Origin of the sequence: Pseudolactococcus piscium, from assembly GCF_002441695.1 — a bacterium.
GTDB lineage: Bacteria > Bacillota > Bacilli > Lactobacillales > Streptococcaceae > Pseudolactococcus > Pseudolactococcus piscium.
In genome coordinates, this window is the sequence record NZ_JXJW01000006.1 from 24002 (window position 1) to 45253 (window position 21252).

A 21252-nucleotide genomic window follows, 5' to 3' on the forward strand; every position below is an offset into this window, starting at 1 on the left:
AGGTACTATATAAAAAATTTTGGAGAATAAATGGATAAGAAAAAAATCCTTTTAATTATCCCCGCTTACAATGAGTCTGAGGGGATTGCAGCAGTCATTAAGACAGTTGATACCTATCGTGAGAGTAGTCACTATAAACTAGACTATATCGTGATTAATGATGGATCTTCTGATAATGAAGAAGAGATATTGCTAGCGAATAAGATTAACCATGTTGAACTCGTCCTTAATTTAGGGATCGGTGGTGCTGTACAAACAGGTTATATCTATGCTAAAAAGCATGGCTATGATATTGCGATCCAATTTGATGGCGATGGTCAACATGATATAGCATCTTTACCTCAACTAGTTGACCCAATCATTAATGGAGAAGTTGACTTTACTGTCGGTTCGCGATTTATTCAAGAGGGTACTTCTGATTTTCAGTCAACAGGTGCGCGACAACTTGGTATTAAAATTTTATCACAACTGATCAAGTGGTCGTCAAAAGTAAAAATAAAAGATGTGACAAGCGGTTATCGAGCAGGTAATCACAAAGTTATCGACCAATTTGCAAAGTATTATCCAAGTAAATATCCAGAACCAGAGAGTTATATGCACTTGTTTGCCAATCATATCAAGGTACGAGAAGTGGGTGTTCAGATGTTTGAACGGACGACCGGTGAATCGAGTATTAATTTGAGGAAAGCAGTGGGCTATATGATTGATGTCTCACTATCAATTTTAATTGCTGGGTTGATTATGAAAGAGGACCAAAAATGATGCCTTTACAACTACAAATTATCGCGATCATTTTGGCAGTTGGTTTTTTTATCTTGCCAATTTACTTAGTTAAAAAAGGCCAAGCAGAAGTTAGACAGTTGCGTAAATGGCTTTTATTAGCGGTTATTATTTTAATTGGTGCTTTGGTACCTGCACTAGGAAGCCGTGTTGCTAAGTTGTTGGGGATTATCAATCTGACATCACTTGCCTTATTTGGTTTGACGGGTGTGCTGTTGATTTTTGCCTTGAACGCACATATTTCGCTAATTAATGCGGAAAATCAAATTAAAGTGTTGACACAAGAACTATCACTTATGAAAACAGAAGTTGATAAGACAGACAAAAATCAACATGACCTGGCCTAACTAGAATGCTTGTAGACCTGGTCAAACAGGTTATGAACTAAAAAAGGAAAAGTAAAGGGTGGTATGTTAAAGTCAATTGTTAGAATTTATAAATTAAATATACCCAATATTTTTTACTGGTCACCAAAACTGACCCTGCCAAGGATTATATCTTGCCATTTGAGATGGTTAGCAATCATTATGCCTTTTAAATGGGTTAAGTCATTGCTGTTCAAAATGGCCTTCTTCTTCGAAAAGATATGTTATCGTCAGGTCAAGTATCACTTTAAGAAAGCGCTATCAAAAGAATTATCTGAAATCTCAATAAATTATCAAGAACGCCAAGTAGAAAATCAAACAGTCTGGTATTCATGGTGGCAGGGTATGGACAATGCTCCTGAAGTAGTCAAAAATTGTATACAGCAGATGCAAAAGCAATTCCCACAGGGAACGAAGTTTATCAATATTGATCAAACTAATTTCAAAGAATATATATCACTGAGACCAGAAATATTAGCCTTATTTTTATCTGGAAAAATGACCAATGCGCAGTTTTCTGATCAAATTAGGATTAATCTTTTAGCGAAATATGGTGGTATATGGGCAGATGCCACCTTATGGCTGAACAAGCGCTTTACTAGTGATATATTTAACTATCCCTTCTTATCTTATCGGGCAAAAAAAAGTTTAACTATTGCAAGTGACCATGGTATGTCACAGGGTGATTGGCAATTATATTTTTTAGGTGGCACTAATACCTATTTTTATGAAGCATTGAAGATCCTTAATGATGCTTATTGGCAACGCTATACTAAAGTGATTCATTATTTGCAATTAGATAAATTAATTGACTTAACTTTAGACTGTTTACCAGAATTAGCACAAGAAATGAAAAAGTTACCAATTCACAGTTATGATCCGGGGGATTTTCTGGCTGGTGGCTACAAATACCAGTTAGCAGATAAGGCGACGACTGCTATCATGGCTGAGGTTAAGACTGATTTTGACCTAATCAAGTTATCATGGAAGTTTGAACCTCCTAAAAAAAATAGTGATTTTATGACAATATATGGTGAACTTTTAAAAACGAAATAGGTATTAAAATATGCAAGAAATAAAAGAATCAGAGTTACGAGAAATTCAGATGGATATGGCTAGCTTTGTTGATGAGATTTGTCGTAAGCATAATCTGGAATATTCACTTGGAGGTGGCACGCTCTTAGGAGCTATTCGTCATGGAGGCTATATACCTTGGGATGATGATATTGATTTGGTGCTTACTAGAGAACATTATGATAAATTATTACAGCTGCTTACATCTGAAACCACTTACAAACTGCTGCACTATACAAAAAGGAAGTCTTATATCCCGTTTGCAAAATTGTTTGATCCTCGGACGGTTGTAAAAAGCAAAACCTATACTAATTTGATTGGTGCAGGTGTGTCGATTGATATTTTTCCGATAGATGCACTACCAGATGACCGAGAAATACGAGAAGTATTTCAAATAGAGGCAAGAAGACAGGCAATAGCTGTTGAGAGCACAGGTTTCCCACAATATGCATTTGGTCCTACATGGCTAGTTTTTTTAGCAAAAATGGTGCTAAGGTTTCCTATCTATCTTAAAAATAAAGGCAACTGGTTTAGTGTTTCTCGAAACCAAGATAAATTTATGCAGAAATACAACAAAACGATACACCAAAATGTTGGTTTCGTTGCATCATATTATGGCTTTAAAGAAATTTTCCCAAGAATCGCTTTTACTGATTATGAAGATGTTACTTTTGAAGGGAAAACGTATCGTAAAATAAAAAATCATGATGCTTATTTGTCAGCTCTATATGGCAATTATTTGGAACTGCCACCTGAAAATCAGAGAGTGACGCACGACTACTATCAATTTTATTGGAAGGAAAAATAAAATGAATATTGCACTCTTAACAGCAGGTGGTGTGGGCAGTAGAATGAATATGTCCATTCCAAAGCAGTTCGTTCATGTAAATGATAAACCACTAATCATCTATACATTAGAAAAGTTTGAACGACATCCAGACATTGATGCAATTGTTGTTACTTGTCTGAAAGGTTGGGAAAATATTTTACGAGCTTATGTCAAACAGTTTCAGATTAAGAAGTTAATTACTATTGTTGAGTCAGGTGACACTGGTCAAGACTCAATTCGTAATGGATTACTTGAAATTGAAAAACGGTTTAGTGATGATGATAATGTGATTATTCATGATGGAAATCGGGCAATGGTATCGTCTGAAATTATTTCAGATTGTATTGTTAAGACGGAACTAAGAGGTTGTGGGATAGCCTCCATCCCTACTGTAGAAGTTGTCTTATATACAGAAAATGAAACGAGTTCTAAAAAAGTTATCCGCGTGAATATTTAAAAAGAACACAGACCCCACATGGTTTCCCAGTAAAAACAATTTTAGGAATGCATCGTGAGGCCTTAGTAAAAGGAATCACTAATACAGCAGCATCTGTTGATATGGCGATAGCACTTGGCCAAGAGGTTTATTTATCATTAGGGTCAGAAAAAAATTTGAAAATTACAACAGTAGATGATTTAGAAATTTTTAAAGCACTCTTAAATTACGAAAAAGAGAATGGATGATATGAATTTTTTCCAAAGTGATAGTTATCAATCAGATTTAAGGGAAGCTGCTTTATCAATCGTAGATGTTAATAATTTATATGGTAAAACAGTTTTGGTGACAGGTGCAAGTGGGATGATTGGGTCATTTATCGTTGATACACTTGTTTACCTCAACCAGCATTTTGAGGCAAATATAGCCATTATTGCTTTAGGTCGACATAAGAAAAACTTAGTATCCCATTTTGGCAATCATAGCGAGTATATTTCCTACTTAGTGCAAGATGTTACAGCGCCATTTTTGTATAAAGAAAATATTGATTATATTATTCATGCAGCGAGTAATGCGAACCCCAGTACCTATTCATCGGATCCAGTAGGGACGATATCGGCTAACCTCTTAGGGACTGAAAACTTGTTAAAAGTAAGTCGAGCAAATGGCGCTAAATTTATTTACATTTCAACAGGTGAGATTTATGGTGAGCTAGATGATTCATTTTTGCCATTTGATGAAAATATGTCTGGTTTTATCGATCCGTTATCTGTTCGGTCGTGCTATAGTCTTAGTAAAAAAATGGCTGAAAATTTATGTATATCTTATGCGTCACAGTATGGTGTTGATGTCGTGATTGCAAGACTATCACATGTTTTTGGTGCTAACTTTACGGCCATGGATAATCGAGTAAGTGCAGTTTTCTTTAGAAATGCGATAGCTAATCAACCGATTATTTTAAAGAGTGAAGGCAAGCATTTGAGAAGTTATAGCTATTTAAGTGATACTGTTGGTGGTATTTTATCTCTTGTAACTGCGGGTGAAAGCGGACAAGCTTACAATGTTACTAAAACAGATAATGAAATCACAATGGCAGATTTTGCAAAAGAAATAGCAAATGTAGCAGGTGTAGCTTTTGGATATGAGATTTCAGATATTGAAAGTGCTCAGAAAACACCAATTAGCAAGGCAGTTTTGAGTGATACAAAACTGACCAGTATTGGCTATTCATCGCGTGTCTCTGTTAAGACTGGTATTAAGCGCGTTTTTAATATTTTAAAGGATGAAAAAATATTATAGATAAACCGGTTGTTAGAGAAATAGGTAGTCAATGTTAGTAAACTAATATGAGCGCTACAGATGACAGTTCTGAAGAATAACCATCTTTTGGCTTACGATGATAGCTATACATAAAAATATAGTATAAATTGTGCATAATTAATAATTTTCTCATTTAAAACTAATTCTAGGACTTGCCTAAAAGATAGGAAGTGGTTATAATTTAAATAAAGCACTAGGATTATATGAGAATACAGCAATGATTCATTTCGTTTCAATTTCAAAGTAGTCACATAGCATTTTTTAGCTAACACCTTTTTTAAGAAAATTAGTTTTTTGTTTTTTTTGAGGTGATCCGGATATTCAAATGCTAACAAGAAGGTCAAGATGAGTACTAAAAACAGTACTTTTTGAGTCAACAATATAAGTTATTAAGGGGTATCGCATTAATCTATAGAGTCCAAAAGTAGGAGTTTAGTAATGGAAACTACAAACGTTCAAAAAGCAACTAAAAATATCATGGTTTCATTTGGTACACAAGTAGTTTTACTTGTCTTTAAATTTATTGTCCAAACTTTATTTATTCATAAACTAGGCGAGTTATATCTAGGTGTTAATGGACTGATGACAAATCTCTTTACTGTATTTTCTTTTGCAGAATTGGGACTTGGTACAGCGATTTCATACAACTTATATCAACCCATTGCAGATAATGATAGACCAAAAATTGCCGCCTATATGCGTTTCTATAAGCGTGCTTACGAAGTAATCGGCCTGTTTGTTGCCGTATTAGGCATCGGCTTTATGCCCTTTTTGCACACGGTAATTAAAGGAGACAATGTTGATGGCTTGTACATCATCTATGCGCTTTTTCTGATGAATACAATCTCATCTTATATTTTCACCTACAAGAGAACCTTACTTACTGCCTACCAGGAAGAGTATAAAAACCAACTCAATTTATTTTGGTTTACTGTTGTTCAGATGTCCTTGCAGTCAGTTGTCTTGTTTGTTTATCAAAATTTTATTCTTTATTTAGTTATTCAAGTCGTCTGTACTTTCCTATCCAATTTTGTTATCTCAAGAGTTGTTGATAAGGAGCACCCGTATTTAAAAGAACATATAGATGAACGCATTAGCAAAGTGGAATTTGGTGTGATTCGTCGGAACGTATTAGAACTACTGGGGGCCAAAGTTGGTTCTGTTGTGCTTACCTCAACAGACAATATCATCATTTCAACATTTATTGGTCTCGCTGCTGTTGGGCAATATGCTAACTATTTATTAATAACGGCGAGTATTACTTTCGTTACTAATAAAACGATTAGTTCAATTATTGCGAGTATTGGTAATATGTCGATAAAGAATTCTAAGGATGATAATATCAAAACGTTTTATCAAGCCTATTTTTTAAATTATATGGCATCTATCATTGTATCATCCTGTTTAATGACTTTAATGACGCCTTTTGTACGTGCATGGGCGGGTGAAGCTTATGTTATGGGATTTTGGGTTTTATTATTTACAGTTTTAAATTATTTAATCGGCCAAATGCGCCAGACAATCAGTGCGTTTATGTTTGCTTATGGGGCGCTGCAATTTCAAGGCCTTAAATCAATTGTTGAGGCAGTAATCAATATGACCCTATCTATCCTATTGGTTACTCAGACAAATTTAGGCGTTGCCGGCATCTTAATGGGGACATTGATTACTAATGTGCTAATTAACAGCTGGTTTGAAGCCTATCAAATGTTTCGACAAGGGTTTAAAGAGTCGGTTAAAAAGTTCTTATTTTATAATTGGGGTCATTTATTGCTTGCGACTGGGATTGTTTTACTGGTCTACAAATTGACATCATATATAGAACTTGCAAATCCTTGGTTAGATTTGCTTGCTACAGTAGTCGTTACGATCGTATTAGATGTGTTTTTTATCACGCTCTTACATGGCAGAAATCAGTATTTTAAATCTGTAAAACATATGATAGCTCAAAGAATAGTGAGAAAAAAATAAAGCGTTTCTATAGTCAAAAAAATTCTAGGTCTTCGAGATTAAGTTGTCTGATAAACAGCTTAATAGATCTAGTTTTTTTATTGGTGTATAAAACGCAAGAATATGATATAATAAGATAGATAATTAAGAGATAGGTGGGTCGATAAGTGAATCATAGTAAACACAGAGAAAAACAGAGAAGTATACAAATAGTTGGGGCTATCGTGTTGGTTATAGGTATGTTTATATCTATAAAGGTATCAGCCAGTGATGTTAATGATTACATTATCAGAAATAACATTAAACCAGCCGCTGAAGAGCTACAACTAGGTCGTATTTATAATCAAGATTCATCGAAGAATGGCAATATCAATATGAATTATGATGGTGGCAAACCTCAAATGATTGTCATTCATGATATTGGTGTTGATGGTGGCAATATTAATGGCTCTATTGATTATATGGTACGAACGCAAGATTCAGCCTTCGTGCATGCTTTTGTTGATGATAGTAGATTGATTACTATCGCAGATAAAAATAAGAAATCTTGGGGTTCCGGTGCCTATGGGAACAAATATGGGATTCAAATTGAGCAAATCCGTGTTGCTGGCTACACAGCTTTCTATAAACAGATAGCAACTTTGGCAAATTGGACAGCACAACAGATGGATCAGTACGATATGGGGGCACCAAAGTTAATGTCGAGCCCTAGTACACCACAAACAAATGACTTGTCAATTAGACCTGATGGGAATCTAACAACCCATAAAATGCTGTCTTATAAATTTAATCAAACTACCAATCATGTAGATCCAGATGCATATTGGGCAAGGTTTGGTTATGACATTAATCAGTTTCGTGATTTAGTTTCAAAATATTATAATGATATCAAGACTAAGCAGAATATAGGCTACCTAGACTCTGTTGGAATAACTGGTGAGGGAAATAGTATTAAGGTTCGTGGTTGGCACTATAGCTCTAAAAAATATGAGTATTTGTTTATAATGGATGCAAATACTGGCAGAGAAATTTCACGTCAACAAGTCACAACACCAGATATCAGAACAGATATTAAAAACGTTTACAATTATCCAAATATTGAAAAATCTGGTTTTAATGTCACACTACCAACGCCACAGGGGCGTGACGTTTATATCATGTCAAGAAAAACGGATGATACAAGAGGAGATGATGTTGGCGGAGCTGATGATATTCGCTTCACATCAAATCCAATAACAACTTTTGCTAATCGTGGGTATTTAGACAGCAGCTCTCTAACTGGTAATACATTAGCGATGCGTGCGTGGTTCTGGGCAGGACAGAGTTATAAGTACCAATTTCTCTTTGCCTTAGATGCAAATACCGGTAGAGAACTATCTCGCAAATCCGTTAATATAGAAACTCGATCTGATGTGAAAAGGGCATTGAACAACCTTGATAACTCTGAAAAATCAGGTATCCAAGATCAATTAGAGGTGCCAATCGATAAAACAATCATCATGATGATCAGACGTACGAATGATCCAAAAGGTGATGAAATTGGTGGGAAATCTGATTATACTTTTGCAGATACTACGATATCCTCTTATAAGGCGAAATCTGATCAAGACAGTTTATCCATAAATGATACAGTACTTAATACACGAGGCTGGTTTTGGACAGAGAGTCGCACGTATCAGTATCAGTATGTGTTCGTGATGGATAAAAACACAAATCAAGAACTTGCTAGAAAGGTTACACCGATAGTAAGTAGACCGGATGTGAAAAACTATCTTGGCAATTTTGCGACTGCAGATATGACAGGTTTTGATGTCAGCATGGAAGTGCCATCAAATAAACAGGCTTATATTATGGTAAGACGTACGAATGATCCAAAAGGTGATGAGCTCGGTGGTTTTACACAAGTTAGTTATACCAATAACGTCGTAAATACTAAGACAGCTCCTGAACCTCAAGATGATAGACCAAGTCAAACACCTAATATAGATTTAACAGGAACAAATGATACGCAAAAAACTTGGTTTAACGCCCTCTATGCCAGTGCACAACAGCTTGCAAAAGCTAATGACTTATTTCCATCTGTTATGATGAGTCAAGCCATTGCAGAAAGTGCTTGGGGTCAGAGTGAGCTCGCTAAAACTGGTAATAATTTATTTGGTGTTAAGGCTGATCCTAGTTGGACAGGTGCAGTTGTGAGCAGGTTGACGGCTGAAAATACAACTGCTGCTAATCAAACAGTTACAGGCTATAGAACAGAGTCAGAAGGTAGATCAGGTAATCCAGCCACAACTTTTGTACTTGCCAATAAAGGGACAGCATATTACATCTATGCCAACTTCCGAAAATATGCAAGTCAATCGGAGTCGTTAAGAGACTATGTGACCAAGATAAAAACAACGGTAAATGGGTCAAGCTATCGCTATCAAGGTGCTTGGCGCAGTAATGCTGGTAGTTATCAAAATGCCGCACGGGCACTAAAAGCCGGTGGATATGCAACCGATCCAGATTATGCCATTAACCTAATTAATCGAATTGATAAATATAAGCTTAATGCATTAGACTGAGGCTTTGTATAAGAAACTAAAAATGATTGCCATATGGAGGCAATCATTTTTCATTGTTTTGATATACAAGCATTACTTAAAAGGTATTACCTCGAATTAACTCAACAGTACTACGGTCTAACTTTTTCACAATTTCTTGTAGGAAGGCCTGAGCAGTATCGAAGTCCTCTAGTGAAAATAGGGTTTGATGGCTATGGATATAGCGTGCACAAACACCGATTGTTGTTGAAGGGATACCAGCTTGTTTTAAATGTGCGGCCCCAGCATCTGTCCCACCTTTTGAGACATAATACTGATACTTGACACCTGCGGATTCTGCTGTGTCTAACAAGAAATCACGCATGGTAGGGAGTAAAATATGTCCTGGGTCAAAAATACGCATGAGGGTACCCTCACCGATACGTCCGTCAGCACTTGCATCAAAGGTATCTTGAGCTGGTGAGCAGTCTACGGCGAAAAATAAATCTGGATTGAATTTTGTGGTAGACACATGAGCCCCTCGAAGCCCAACTTCTTCTTGGACATTGGCGCCAGCGATAAGTGTATTTGGTAGCTGTATGTTTTCTGTAGTCAAGTGTGCTAAAAGTTCGTTGACCATCAAGCAACCATAGCGGTTGTCCCATGACTTACTAATGACATTTTTTTGATTGGCAGTGAGAATAGTTTCTGATTGTGGGATGATGACTGCACCGGGATGAACACCAAAATGTTCTGCTTCGGCCTTGTCTGTGAAACCAGCATCGAAAATGATATCTTCAACTTTTGGTAATGTAGCACCACCTGCACCGCGCATCAAATGTGGCGGGATACCGCCTGTGATGATTGGGATCGTGATATTGTTTCTAGCAAATAACGTGAAGCGTTGGGCAGAGATGACTAGAGGATTCCAACCACCTAAGGCAACCACACGTAAGGTACCATCAGGTTTGATCATACTAACCATGAAGCCGACTTCATCCATGTGACCTGCTACCATAATTCTTGGGGCATTTTCTGATTTTGCGTGTTTAATGCCAAAAATCCCACCGAGTCCATCTGTTTGGACGTCATCTACATGAGGGGTTATCTGCTTTCGCATAAACGCTTGCATTGGCTTTTCAAAACCTGAAGTTGCTTGAATTTCAGTAATTTCCTTTATTTTTTCAAAGGTGATAGACATAATGACACGCTCCTAAATTAGATAGCTTATTAAAAAATAAGGCTTTCTTTAATGATACCAAAATGCGCTTCAAATAGGCACTAAAAAGTATAAGGAGTTAGCAAGCTGATTAAAATTATGCTAAAATAAAGATATGAAAAAAATATTAAAGATTGGTGTCGGGGCGCTTGTTGGCGTAAGTCTTGCGGTCGGTGTGACGACCCTATACCAAAAACGTAAGGATCGAAATATACGACGACTCTTGACGTTAGCAAAACAACATTTTATGTTTGATGATATTTTGACAAGTTGGATTATGACTGACCCGATTCTTTTTCAGATACATGAAGGTGGTATCATTCGTTCAGATGGTACGGTCGTGACCTTTGAAATAGATGGCGATAGTTTAAGAATTGTTGAAACATTTGGTGAAGAAAAAAAGGTGGATATAGCAGATGATTATTCCTGAAAATTTAGAAGTATTGGCAGAATACGTTAAAAAAGGACGAAATGTGTTCTTTTTTACAGCTGATTGGTGTGGCGATTGTTCCTTTATTAAACCATCAATGCCTGAAATCGAAGCGGCTCATCCAGAGTATACGTTCATAGAAGTTGATCGGGATGCCTATCTAGATGTTGCTATCGAGTGGGGGATTATGGGGATTCCTAGTTTTGTCGTGATTGAAGATGGTAAAGAGACAGGTCGTTTGGTCAACAAACTACGCAAAACAAAAACAGAAATTGATGCATTTTTAACAGGAGTAAAAACAAAATGATTGCGATTTATAACACGCATATGAACGACGTCTTGATGCTAATTGTTGGTGATAACCAAGGTGAAAAATTAACAGCAACACGTAAAAATAATGTGGCGAGAGTGACGCGTCAAGATACTGGTGAGGTTGTTGCCTGGAACTTTTTTGAAGCAACAGCTTTGTTTCCAGTAAATGGCAATGGTCAAGTTAGCTTATCAGATGCAGATGTTGCCCACCTCAATACTGAGATGAAGGCTGCTGGATTTGAAGAACAGCTCATGAATAATCAAGAGCCAAAATTTGTAGTTGGTGAGATCGTGGAGATGGTGGCACATCCTGATTCTGATCATTTAAATATTGCCCAAGTTACGATTGGTCAGGATCAAGTTGTTCAGATCGTAGCAGGTGCACCTAACGCGCGTGTTGGCATGAAAACAATCGTTGTCCTACCAGGTGCGATGATGCCAAATGGTGCTTTGATTTTTGCAGGCCAGTTACGTGGTGTACCGAGTTTTGGCATGATGGCAAGTCCGCGCGAACTTGCCCTGCCTAATGCACCTCAAAAACGGGGGATCATTGAACTGGTATCAAGTGAAGTACCAGGGACAGCTTTTTCACCAGCTCAACATTGGCATAAATAAAAAATCCGAGTAGTCTATCCCCTAGTTACGTATAGGTTTCTAGGAGGATTTTTTAAATGATGAATAAAAGTTTATTGATTGGTCGATTAACTGCAACGCCTGAACTGAGAAAAACAGCAACAGAAAAATCTGTCATCCGTAGTACACTTGCTGTAAATAGACAGTTTAAAACTGCTGATGGCGAACGTGGGGTCGACTTCTTATCGATTGTCATATGGGGGAAATCAGCAGAGTTATTTGTAGCCTATGCCCAGAAAGGTAGCCTGATATCGATTGAAGGTGAGCTTCGTAGTAGACGTTACGATGATAAATCTGGTGTCACGCACTATGTCACAGAAGTGTTATGTCACCAGTTTAATTTATTGGAGAGCAAGGCTGCGGTTGCTTTAAGAGAAAATAATGCCACGTCATTAGAAGATGTGATGTTAGCATCAGATGACCTACCCTTTTAAACTGCATCAGATCCCACTTATAGTTGGGATTTTATGATACTCAAAATATCTTGGAAAGTTCATAAAGGCTATTTCAGGGATACATGAACGAGCAAGGTCAACCTCTAGATAGAGTAGGACTTGTCTTATAGAAAACGAAACAAATTCTTGACTATTCCTGACCAAGTGCGTATAATTAAATCATTAGCACTCTTACGTATTGAGTGCCAAAAATTAAAAATAATTGGAGGCTTACCAAATGCTAAAACCATTAGGAGATCGTATTGTTTTACGTGTTAAAAAAGAAGAAGAAAAATCTTTAGGTGGTATTGTTTTAACAACCAGTGCTAAAGAAAAACCATCAACTGCTGAAGTTGTTGCAGTTGGTGAAGGCAAGCGGACACATCACGGTGCAGTCGTTGTCCCTAGTGTGTCGGTTGGTGATACTGTGATTTTTGAGAAATTCGCAGGAAGTGAAATCAAAGATGGTCTAGATGAGTTGCTAATCGTGCGTGAGAGCGATATTTTAGCGATTGTTGAATAACCGATATAGCAGTTAGTCAAACAGGTAATTATCAGGAGGTAAACATGTCAAAAGAGATTAAGTTTTCATCAGATGCGCGTGCAGCGATGGTGCGTGGTGTCGATATATTAGCAGATACAGTAAAAGTAACCCTTGGACCCAAAGGACGTAATGTCGTATTAGAAAAATCATTTGGCTCACCCTTAATCACAAATGATGGGGTTACGATTGCAAAAGAGATCGAGTTAGAAGATCATTTTGAAAACATGGGTGCAAAGTTAGTCAGTGAAGTTGCCTCAAAAACAAATGATATCGCTGGAGATGGTACAACGACAGCTACGGTATTGACGCAAGCCATCGTTCGTGAAGGCTTGAAAAATGTCACTGCTGGTGCCAACCCGATCGGTATTCGTCGTGGGATAGAGACGTCAGTCGCAACTGCTGTTGAAGCTTTGAAAGCAATCGCTATTCCTGTTTCAGGTAAAGAAGCGATCGCGCAAGTTGCAGCTGTATCTTCACGTTCTGAAAAAGTTGGTGAGTATATTTCAGAAGCGATGGAAAAAGTTGGTAACGACGGTGTCATCACGATTGAAGAATCAAAAGGGATGGAAACTGAACTAGAAGTTGTCGAGGGTATGCAGTTTGACCGTGGTTATCTATCACAATATATGGTAACAGATAATGAAAAAATGGTTGCAGATCTTGATAATCCCTATATCTTAATCACAGATAAGAAGATCTCAAACATCCAGGATGTTTTGCCGCTATTAGAACAGATTTTACAACAAAGTCGTCCGCTTTTGATCATTGCTGATGATGTGGATGGTGAAGCGTTACCAACACTTGTTTTGAATAAAATCCGTGGGACTTTTAATGTTGTTGCTGTAAAAGCACCAGGCTTCGGTGATCGTCGTAAAGCGATGTTAGAAGATATTGCGATTTTAACAGGTGGTACAGTCATTACTGAAGACCTAGGTCTTGAGCTGAAAGATGCGACTGTGGCATCTCTTGGACAGGCGAGTAAGGTAACCGTTGACAAAGATACAACGACGATTGTTGAAGGTGTTGGCAACAAAGATGATATCGCGAACCGGACTGCAGTCATCAAGTCACAGATCGAACAAACAACATCTGATTTTGATCGTGAAAAACTACAAGAACGCCTAGCTAAGCTTTCGGGTGGTGTTGCAGTTGTTAAAGTGGGTGCCGCGACCGAGACTGAGCTCAAAGAAATGAAGCTTCGTATCGAAGATGCGCTTAACGCAACACGAGCTGCAGTCGAAGAAGGTATCGTAGCAGGTGGCGGGACAGCCTTCGTAAACGTTATTGCTAAAGTATCTGAAATCGACTTGAGTGGCGATGAGCTGACAGGACGTAACATCGTCTTACGTGCACTTGAAGAGCCAGTTCGTCAGATTGCTAAAAACGCGGGCTATGAAGGCTCTGTCGTGATTGATAAGCTCAAACACTCAGAGATGGGTGTCGGCTTTAATGCAGCAACAGGTGAATGGGTTGATATGATCGAAACAGGGATTATTGATCCTGTCAAAGTATCGCGTTCTGCCCTACAAAATGCAGCATCAGTTGCTAGTTTGATCTTAACAACTGAAGCAGTTGTTGCAAACAAACCAGAGCCAGAAGCGCCTGCTGGTATGCCTGGTGGCATGGATCCATCGATGATGGGTGGCATGATGTAATCAGTTAAAAGAATCCTTTGTTTATGAGGGTTCTTTTATTGTTTTTCTCCTTATGTTTAGTTTGGTGCGCAAAAGTGCGCACAGAATAAAGACAGACAGTCCCAAGAAATTTGATTGATTTCACGAACTTTCTTCAAAAGCACCTGATAAAAACCCTAGAACGGTGGTAATAACTTACTAGATTTGTTATAATTAAGTGTTGCAATTTTAGCAAGTTTTTAAATTAATGTTAGTTATGAGTCGAATCTTGAAGGAGATAATATGTCATCAGTAGTAGTTGTTGGTACCCAATGGGGCGATGAAGGTAAGGGGAAAATCACAGATTTTCTCAGTGAAAATGCGGAAGTTATCGCACGTTACCAAGGTGGAGATAATGCAGGTCATACTATTGTTATCGAGGATACTAAATACAAATTACATTTGATTCCATCAGGTATTTTTTACCCTGAAAAAATTTCTGTTATCGGTAATGGTGTTGTGATCAACCCTAAATCGCTAGTTAAAGAATTAGCTTACTTGCATGATGCGGGCATTACGACAGAAAACCTACGTATTTCTGACCGTGCGCATGTTATCCTACCTTACCATATCAAACTTGATCAGTTGCAAGAAGATGCTAAAGGTGATAAAAAAATCGGTACAACGATTAAAGGCATTGGCCCAGCTTATATGGATAAAGCGGCGCGTGTTGGGATTCGGATTGCTGATTTACTTGATAAAAATATTTTCGAAGAACGTTTGAAAAATAATCTTGAGCAAAAAAATCGCGAATTTGTCAAAATGTATGAATCAGATGCCATTAATTTTGAAGATGTGTTTGAAGAGTACTATGAATATGGTCAACAAATCAAAAAATATGTAACAGACACGTCAGTTATCTTGAATAATGCTTTAGACTCAGGCAAACGTGTACTCTTTGAAGGTGCTCAAGGGGTCATGTTGGATATTGACCAAGGAACATACCCATATGTTACATCGTCTAACCCTGTAGCTGGGGGTGTAACCATCGGTTCGGGTGTTGGTCCCTCTAAAATCACGACAGTTGTAGGTGTCTGTAAAGCTTATACATCACGTGTTGGTGATGGGCCATTCCCTACAGAACTAAATGATGAAATCGGTCACACGATTCGTGAAGTTGGTCATGAGTATGGGACGACAACAGGTCGTCCGCGTCGTGTTGGTTGGTTTGACTCGGTTGTTATGCGTCATTCACGCCGTGTATCTGGTTTGACAAATCTGTCATTGAACTCGATCGATGTTTTGTCTGGTCTTGATGAAGTTAAAATTTGTGTTGCCTATGACTTAGATGGCGAGCGCATCGATTACTACCCAGCAAGTCTTGAGACTTTACAACGCTGTAAACCAATCTACGAAACGCTACCAGGTTGGTCAGAAGACATCACAGGTGTTCGTCATTTGGATGACCTACCTGAGACCGCTAAAAATTATGTTCGTCGTGTTTCAGAACTTGTCGGCGTAAAAATTTCAACATTTTCTGTTGGTCCTGGTCGGGAACAAACCAACATCTTGGAAAGTGTTTGGGGCATTCTATAAGAAAAATAAGACAGTGCTCGCTTGAGTGCTGTTTTATATATGGGAAATGATAGTCGCTAACTGTCGATTTTCCAGGCTGATTTTAATCGCGTCAAGTGGTTCATTTGGTCATATTTTGGTATACTAGATAGGTATGAATTATTATTGTTTGAGAATTTTTCCAAACAAATCAATGGAGGCATGTATGCAAGCATTTAAACACTTATATAACGATTTTAAACCAGAAAATTATCATATTTTTCTGGATGTTAACCGTGAGACGAAACAGTTTTCAGGTGACGTGACAGTTACAGGTGAAGCACTGACACGTGATTTAGCTTTCCACCAAAAAGACTTAGCCATTACTTCTGTTTTAGTGGACGGCCAAGCAGTGGACTTCACTTTAGATGAGGCGTCAGAGACAGTTGCATTCACTATTGCTAAAACAGGCAATGTAGCAGTTGCGTTCAGCTATTCAGCTGACTTAACAGATAACATGACAGGTATCTATCCATCATACTATGAAGTAGCTGGTGTCAAAAAACAATTGGTTGGCACACAGTTTGAAACACATTTTGCCCGTCAAGCTTTCCCATCTATCGATGAGCCAGCTGCCAAAGCAACGTTTGATTTATCAGTTAAGTTTGATGAAAAAGATGGTGAATCGATTGTGTCAAATATGCCAAAAGTGTCAAATGAAGATGGTATCCACACATTTGATACAACAGTGAAAATGTCATCTTATCTACTTGCCTTTGTTTTTGGTGATATGCAATCAAAACTGGGTCAAACCAAGACTGGCACACAAGTTGGGGTATTCTCAACACAAGCACATAAAGCAGCGGCCTTAGATTTCCCGCTTGATATTGCCATTCGCGTGATTGAATTTTATGAAGATTACTTCAAGGTTGCTTATCCATTGCCGCATTCTTGGCATATTGGCCTACCAGATTTCTCGGCAGGTGCTATGGAAAACTGGGGGGCGATCACTTATCGTGAGGTTGCTTTGTTAGCTGATCCAGATAACTCAACACTCGAGAGTCGCCAATACGTTGCCTTAGTTATCGCACATGAGCTTGCCCACCAATGGTTTGGAGATCTTGTAACCATGGAGTGGTGGGATGATCTATGGTTGAATGAGTCATTTGCCAACATGATGGAGTACGTAGCGATTGATGCTATCGAACCTGACTGGCACATTTGGGAGCAGTTTTCTCTAGCTGAAGCCCCAATGGCCCTTAACCGTGATGCCATCGATGGCGTACAAAGTGTCCATGTCGCAGTCAATCATCCTGATGAAATCAATACCTTATTTGACGGTGCCATTGTTTATGCAAAAGGCGCGCGTCTGATGGTGATGCTCCGCAAATGGTTGGGAGATAGAGATTTCTCAGCAGGACTCCAAGCTTACTTTGAAACACACCAATATGGCAATACAGTCGGATCTGATTTGTGGGCAGCTTTGTCAACAGCATCAGGTCGTGATGTTTCAGCCTTTATGACATCTTGGGTTGACCAACCAGGCTATCCAGTGTTATCAGTCACTGTGGATGGGGATGCGCTTGTTCTCAGCCAACACCAATTTTTCACTGGACAAGGTGTCGATGAAAGCCGCTTATGGCATATCCCGCTAAACACGAACTGGACTGGTCTACCTGATGTCTTATCAGGAAAAGAAGTGCGTATCCCTGGTTTTGCTAAGTTATCAGCTGAAAATGGGGAACAACCCTTAAGATTCAATGCTGAAAATGCGGCACATTATCTGGTCAACTATTCAGATGAGCTAAATGAAAAAGTTGTGTCTAGCATCCAAACATATGATGCCATTACAAAAGTGCAACTGATCCAATCAGCCTTGAAGCTTGCTGAAGGTGGTCTAGCAGACTATGCAGCCTTGGTTACCTTATTAGCTAAGTTTGACAATGAAACAGCTAACCCAGTCAATGCAGCAGTCTCACAAGCTTTGAAAGCACTTGAAATCTTCATCGATGAAGATTCAGCATCTGAAGCAGATTTCAAACAATTTGTTGGCAAGTTATTTGATGCCCAATACAAACGCCTAGGCTGGGATAAAGTTGCTGGAGAGTCATTTAACGACGAACAACTGCGTGCTTTACCAATTTCATGGGAAGTATATGCTGGCAATGCAGATGCAGTCGCAAATTCAACAGCTATTTTTGCGCAACATGCATCCGATATTCACAGCATTTCAGCTGACATCAGACAAATTGTCTTGAAAAATCAAATTGTTGAACAGGAGACGTCTGAGTTAGTTAAGCAGTATTTTGATGCTTATGCCAATACAACAGATCAGACTTTCCAACGTGAGCTAAACGTTGCCGTATCTAGTACGAAAAATACAGCAACTGTTGCTGAAATTATCACGCAGTATACCAATACTGACTTGGTTAAACCACAAGATTTACGCTTCTGGTTCTCATCACTTATTCGTCGTGACTTTTCTCAAGATGCTGCTTTTGCGTGGCTTGTTAAAAACTGGGATTGGGTACAAGAAAAATTAGGTGGTGACATGGCATCAGGTGATTTCATCAAAGTTATCGGTAACAGTTTTGATACTGCCGCTAAACTTACAGCCTTCATTAGTTTCACAAATCGTTTTAAAGACGAACCGGCCTTTAAACGCATCGTTGAGATGGCGAAAACACAGATCACTAGCAAGATTGAGCTTTTAGCATCACAGAAAGAAAAAGTGCAAGCAGCACTTGCTAAAGCAGTCTAATTATGGTAGAATAATAACGTTGTCTTTGTGAGTTTCATAAAGTGCAACCGCACGAGGTAAGGTTTAAGTGACTTAGTCCACCTGCTTAGGCGAGTCTAACATACCAAATTATAAGGAGGAAACACGCAAATGACTTATGCAATCGTAAAAACTGGCGGGAAACAAGTTAAAGTTGAAGTTGGTCAAGCAATCTACGTTGAGAAATTGGACGTTGAAGCTGGCGCTACTGTGACTTTTGACGAAGTTGTACTTGTTGGTGGTGAAAAAACTGTGATTGGTGCGCCATTCGTAACTGGTGCAACTGTTGTCGCAGAAGTTGAGAAACAAGGTAAACAAAAGAAAGTTGTTACTTTCAAATACAAACCTAAAAAACACTCACACCGTAAACAAGGTCACCGTCAACCGTATACAAAAGTGATCATCAAAGAAATCAACGCTTAATCGCGTCTTTCAAATATGATTAACATCAAGTTTACTCGGAAAAATGATCAGATTACACGGTTCGTTATTACAGGACATGCCTTTGATGGTAAAATCGCCCACGACATTGTTTGTGCTGGCGTATCAAGTCTTGCGATAACAACGGTGAATTCCTTTGAGATACTTGCCCATTTTCGTCCTTTGGTCGAAGTGGACGAAGTTGAAGGTGGCTTTCTCGACTGTGAAATCCTATCAGACTTATCCGACAAACAAGCTGAAATTGCCCAGATATTACTGCAAAATCTTGAGAATGGTGTTAAAGCCATTGCAGATGAGGCAGCATATCGTAATTTCATTAGTGTTACTTAAGTGTAACCTACTAATAAATCAAGGAGGAAAAACCCTATGTTGAAAATGAATCTATCGTTGTTCGCCCACAAAAAAGGTGGTGGTTCAACTTCCAATGGTCGTGATTCACAATCTAAACGTCTTGGCTCAAAAGCTGCTGACGGACAAACTGTGTCTGGCGGATCAATTCTTTATCGTCAACGCGGTACTAAAATTCACCCAGGTGAAAACGTTGGCCGTGGTGGAGATGATACACTTTTCGCTAAAATCGAAGGCGTTGTAAAATTTGAACGTTTCGGTCGCGACAGAAAAAAAGTTTCTGTTTATCCAGTAGCTAAAAAAGCTTAATCGCTTAAAGCATCCCAGATTAACAGTATAAAGAAAAGTTTGACAAAAATCAGGCTTTTTCTTTTGCTATCAAGTTATATGATAAATTGCGGGTAGTAGGCTATCCATCAAAAGAGGAGATGACATGATTAATCCAAAAATGACAGACCGGTTTTTACGCTATGTCAAGCGCAATACACGCTCAGATGAAGCAAGTATGACAGTACCAACCACACAGTCTCAAGTTGAATTTGCAGCCCTATTAGCTGATGAGATGCGTGAAATTGGTGTTGAAAACGTCCATTATTTGCCTAGTAATGGGTATGTTATCGGTACAATTCCAGCGACGACAGATAAAGTCGTGCGTAAAATCGGCTTGATTTCTCATTTAGATACTGCAGATTTTAATGCTGAAGGTGTCAATCCACAGCTTATCGAGAATTATGATGGTAAGGCGATTGCCTTAGGCGCTAGTGCCTATTCACTTGATCCTAAAGATTTTCCTAATCTAAACAATTACCTAGGTCAAACTTTGATTACGACAGATGGCACGACGCTTTTAGGCGCAGATGACAAAGCAGGTATCGCTGAAATTATGACAGCTGCGGATTATTTACTACAGCATCCTGAAATCGAACATGGGGAAATTCGGATTGGTTTTGGTCCTGATGAGGAAATTGGCGTTGGTGCTGACCTCTTTGATGTGGTAGACTTTGATGTTGATTTTGCCTACACGATAGATGGTGGCCCTCTAGGTGAGTTAGAATATGAAACCTTTAATGCTGCTGGTGTAACAGTTACCATCGCCGGTCGAAATGTTCACCCTGGGACTGCTAAAAATCAGATGATCAATGCCTTACAACTAGCAAATGATTTTCATAATCGCTTGCCAGAAGCAGCACGTCCAGAGCTTACAGATGGTCGTCAAGGGTTTTATCACCTAGCCTCACTAACGGGTACGCCAGAAGCAGCAGAGATGACCTACATCATACGAGACCATGATCGGAAAGTATTTGAAGAGATGAAGGCTAATCTGTTAGCCATAGCAGACGAGTTGAATGCTTCTTTTGATCAAGCGCGGCTTACTGCGACAGTCAAGGATCAATATTATAATATGGCTGAAGTGATTGAAAAAGATATGTCTATCGTTACGCTAGCAGAAACAGCAATGAAAAATTTAGGTATCACACCGAAAATTGAACCTGTTCGTGGCGGTACAGATGGCTCTAAAATCTCCTTCATGGGTATTCCGACACCAAATATTTTTGCAGGTGGCGAAAATATGCATGGCCGATTTGAATTTGTCAGTTTGGAGACGATGCAAGCTGCAGTAGATACAATCATCGAGATTGTGACATTAAACGCTAAATAAAATAAATCA

22 protein-coding genes and 1 other annotated feature are annotated in these 21252 nt (G+C 38.6%); of the genes, 21 read left to right on the forward strand and 1 reads right to left on the reverse strand.

Features of this window, described 5'->3' with window-relative positions:
* Window positions 1–30: 30 nt before the first annotated feature.
* The 9 genes from RU86_RS04015 (at window position 31) to RU86_RS04050 (ending at window position 9318) form a co-directional block, all read left to right on the forward strand.
* Window positions 31–762, forward strand: a complete 732-nt coding sequence (locus tag RU86_RS04015; protein ID WP_096814173.1) for a glycosyltransferase family 2 protein — start codon at window positions 31–33, stop codon at window positions 760–762.
* On the forward strand, window positions 759–1127 hold the full coding sequence (locus RU86_RS04020; RefSeq protein ID WP_096814174.1) for a DUF2304 domain-containing protein: 369 nt from the start codon (window positions 759–761) through the stop codon (window positions 1125–1127). The genes RU86_RS04015 and RU86_RS04020 overlap by 4 nt, the downstream gene beginning before the upstream one ends.
* Before the next feature lie 180 nt (window positions 1128–1307).
* Entirely contained in the window at window positions 1308–2201 is an 894-nt protein-coding gene (locus RU86_RS04025; RefSeq protein WP_179296193.1) for a capsular polysaccharide synthesis protein, read from the forward strand.
* A 10-nt stretch (window positions 2202–2211) separates the two neighbouring features.
* Window positions 2212–3027, forward strand: a complete 816-nt coding sequence (locus RU86_RS04030) for a LicD family protein (protein ID WP_096814176.1) — start codon at window positions 2212–2214, stop codon at window positions 3025–3027.
* Window position 3028: 1 nt separating this feature from the next.
* Window positions 3029–3505 carry an IspD/TarI family cytidylyltransferase gene (locus RU86_RS12415; RefSeq protein ID WP_281252122.1) on the forward strand — a complete coding sequence of 159 codons (477 nt, stop codon included), beginning with the start codon at window positions 3029–3031 and terminating at the stop codon, window positions 3503–3505.
* A 47-nt stretch (window positions 3506–3552) separates the two neighbouring features.
* A complete protein-coding gene (locus tag RU86_RS12420) occupies window positions 3553–3732 on the forward strand; it encodes a glycosyltransferase family protein (RefSeq protein ID WP_281252123.1) in 180 nt (59 codons plus the stop codon).
* Window position 3733: 1 nt separating this feature from the next.
* Window positions 3734–4783, forward strand: coding sequence for an NAD-dependent epimerase/dehydratase family protein (locus RU86_RS04040; RefSeq protein WP_179296194.1), 1050 nt, complete (start codon window positions 3734–3736; stop codon window positions 4781–4783).
* A gap of 459 nt (window positions 4784–5242) precedes the next feature.
* Window positions 5243–6775, forward strand: coding sequence for a lipopolysaccharide biosynthesis protein (locus RU86_RS04045; RefSeq protein WP_096814178.1), 1533 nt, complete (start codon window positions 5243–5245; stop codon window positions 6773–6775).
* Window positions 6776–6921: 146 nt separating this feature from the next.
* The gene (locus RU86_RS04050; RefSeq protein WP_143468085.1) at window positions 6922–9318 is read left to right on the forward strand and encodes a glucosaminidase domain-containing protein; all 2397 of its coding nucleotides are present in this window, start codon (window positions 6922–6924) and stop codon (window positions 9316–9318) included.
* A 76-nt stretch (window positions 9319–9394) separates the two neighbouring features.
* On the opposite strand, the gene pepA is transcribed toward RU86_RS04050, so the two are convergent.
* Window positions 9395–10477, reverse strand: coding sequence for a glutamyl aminopeptidase (gene pepA, locus RU86_RS04055; RefSeq protein ID WP_096814180.1), 1083 nt, complete (start codon window positions 10475–10477; stop codon window positions 9395–9397).
* Between the two features lie 133 nt (window positions 10478–10610).
* Between pepA and RU86_RS04060 the strand changes: the two genes are divergently transcribed.
* The 12 genes from RU86_RS04060 (at window position 10611) to pepT (ending at window position 21243) form a co-directional block, all read left to right on the forward strand.
* Window positions 10611–10925, forward strand: a complete 315-nt coding sequence (locus RU86_RS04060) for a hypothetical protein (protein WP_047916364.1) — start codon at window positions 10611–10613, stop codon at window positions 10923–10925.
* Entirely contained in the window at window positions 10912–11232 is a 321-nt protein-coding gene (locus tag RU86_RS04065) for a thioredoxin family protein (RefSeq protein WP_096814181.1), read from the forward strand. The genes RU86_RS04060 and RU86_RS04065 overlap by 14 nt, the downstream gene beginning before the upstream one ends.
* A complete protein-coding gene (gene ytpR, locus RU86_RS04070) occupies window positions 11229–11852 on the forward strand; it encodes a YtpR family tRNA-binding protein (RefSeq protein ID WP_096814182.1) in 624 nt (207 codons plus the stop codon). The genes RU86_RS04065 and ytpR overlap by 4 nt, the downstream gene beginning before the upstream one ends.
* A 56-nt stretch (window positions 11853–11908) precedes the next feature.
* Complete coding sequence (locus RU86_RS04075; protein WP_096814183.1) at window positions 11909–12304, forward strand: single-stranded DNA-binding protein; 396 nt, start codon at window positions 11909–11911, stop codon at window positions 12302–12304.
* A 238-nt stretch (window positions 12305–12542) separates the two neighbouring features.
* Entirely contained in the window at window positions 12543–12827 is a 285-nt protein-coding gene (gene groES, locus RU86_RS04080; RefSeq protein ID WP_096814184.1) for a co-chaperone GroES, read from the forward strand.
* A 44-nt stretch (window positions 12828–12871) separates the two neighbouring features.
* Window positions 12872–14503, forward strand: a complete 1632-nt coding sequence (groL, locus tag RU86_RS04085; protein ID WP_096814185.1) for a chaperonin GroEL — start codon at window positions 12872–12874, stop codon at window positions 14501–14503.
* Window positions 14504–14764: 261 nt separating this feature from the next.
* Complete coding sequence (locus tag RU86_RS04090) at window positions 14765–16057, forward strand: adenylosuccinate synthase (RefSeq protein ID WP_096814186.1); 1293 nt, start codon at window positions 14765–14767, stop codon at window positions 16055–16057.
* Window positions 16058–16241: 184 nt separating this feature from the next.
* Window positions 16242–18776 carry a M1 family metallopeptidase gene (locus RU86_RS04095; RefSeq protein WP_096814187.1) on the forward strand — a complete coding sequence of 845 codons (2535 nt, stop codon included), beginning with the start codon at window positions 16242–16244 and terminating at the stop codon, window positions 18774–18776.
* A gap of 35 nt (window positions 18777–18811) precedes the next feature.
* Window positions 18812–18883 (forward strand) — a sequence feature (ribosomal protein L21 leader region).
* Between the two features lie 22 nt (window positions 18884–18905).
* Window positions 18906–19217, forward strand: coding sequence for a 50S ribosomal protein L21 (rplU, locus tag RU86_RS04100; protein WP_047916316.1), 312 nt, complete (start codon window positions 18906–18908; stop codon window positions 19215–19217).
* A gap of 15 nt (window positions 19218–19232) precedes the next feature.
* Window positions 19233–19565: a ribosomal-processing cysteine protease Prp gene (locus RU86_RS04105; RefSeq protein WP_096814188.1), complete on the forward strand. Its 333-nt coding sequence runs from the start codon at window positions 19233–19235 to the stop codon at window positions 19563–19565.
* Window positions 19566–19601: 36 nt separating this feature from the next.
* On the forward strand, window positions 19602–19892 hold the full coding sequence (gene rpmA, locus RU86_RS04110; RefSeq protein ID WP_079507593.1) for a 50S ribosomal protein L27: 291 nt from the start codon (window positions 19602–19604) through the stop codon (window positions 19890–19892).
* Between the two features lie 124 nt (window positions 19893–20016).
* Window positions 20017–21243 carry a peptidase T gene (gene pepT / locus RU86_RS04115; RefSeq protein WP_096814189.1) on the forward strand — a complete coding sequence of 409 codons (1227 nt, stop codon included), beginning with the start codon at window positions 20017–20019 and terminating at the stop codon, window positions 21241–21243.
* Window positions 21244–21252: the final 9 nt, after the last annotated feature.